This window comes from Oleiphilus sp. HI0079 (assembly GCF_001635105.1).
This window is the reverse complement of record NZ_LWFT01001326.1, coordinates 1-1121: the sequence shown is the minus strand read 5'-3', so window position 1 is coordinate 1121 and position 1121 is coordinate 1. Positions and strand designations below refer to the sequence as shown.

General features: G+C 46.0%; 2 protein-coding genes. Both read left to right on the top strand.

All coding sequences use genetic code 11. The features are described from left to right. Positions 1-479: ABC transporter substrate-binding protein (locus A3750_RS22925; protein WP_156498871.1), on the top strand; the 479-nt coding region annotated here is incomplete at its 5' end. 90 nt (positions 480-569) lie between these two features. Continuing rightward, complete coding sequence (locus A3750_RS22920; protein ID WP_068548914.1) at positions 570-1082, top strand: transporter substrate-binding domain-containing protein; 513 nt, start codon at positions 570-572, stop codon at positions 1080-1082. Positions 1083-1121: the final 39 nt, after the last annotated feature.

Below are 1121 nucleotides of genomic sequence, written 5' to 3'. Positions count from 1 at the left end.
GAACAGCCATTCGCGAAGATCTGTTTGAATGGATAGGGCCGTTTGCCGACCGACAACAGAATTTTATTAAACTCAAATCGCGTGCTGACATTGAGGTAAGGTCTTTGGAAGATGCCAAGCGGTATCGCCTAGGGTTGCAAGAGGAGGATGCGATAGCACAAGACTTGTTTTCTTGGGGGTTTGATCGACAAAGTGAAAACCTTGTATTGGTAAACAAACGTGTTTTGCTTTTTAGAATGCTCTTTGCCGGCAGGATCGATTTAATCACCGGGCATGATATTACGGTCAAATATCAGCTTGAGCTGGAAGGCCTGCCCTATTCCGAAATAGAGTATGTCTACCCCATAAACGTTGAGGGGGCCTATTACATGGCGCTCAAAAAGGGTTCTGATCCTGAGTTATTGAGACGTTTGCGAGATAGCTTTTCGGCGCTAGAGCAAAGTGGGGAACTCAAGATTTTGAAAGCGAAGTACAGATAATTGGGGCTGATATCGACAAAGGTTTTGGCTCACTGTCTGCGCTTGATCATTCATTTTAGACAAATAAAACGGCTAGCTGGGAAGGCTCCTATGATCATAAAAACGGTACTGAGTCTAATCCTAGTGTCCTGCATTAGTACCTCGATCGCATCAGAGACAGTCGATGTTTTGTCGATGGACTATCCGCCTCCCGAGCATCAAGAAGAGTTCGAATTCATTAAATTGTCGGATGAAACCGTAAAGTTGGGATTTATTCGAGCGCGACAGGCCGGTGCCTTTGTATGGAAAGACTTGTCAGAGCTTAAGGGAAAGTCGTCCGCGATATTGCGACCGAGCCGAAGTGGGAGAGTGCATGAGATGGCCGTTGATGCTGGCATGGAGGTTGNTTATGTCGATTCCATTAGGCAAGGCTTGATGATGTTGAAAAAGGGCCGTGTTGACTATGCCTTTGGCGACAACAACACACTCGCTAGACTGTCAGAAAGCGCCGACATGAATAAAGATGATTACCAATTTTCCGAAACGAGTCTTTTCGAGACCACTGTTGGCATCACTGTACGAAAGTCCTGCAAAGAAGACCTTTTTGCTCCCGCAGAGCTGTAAGTAAGCCTGCCGATTTTTCACTCTGCTTTATTGGAACGT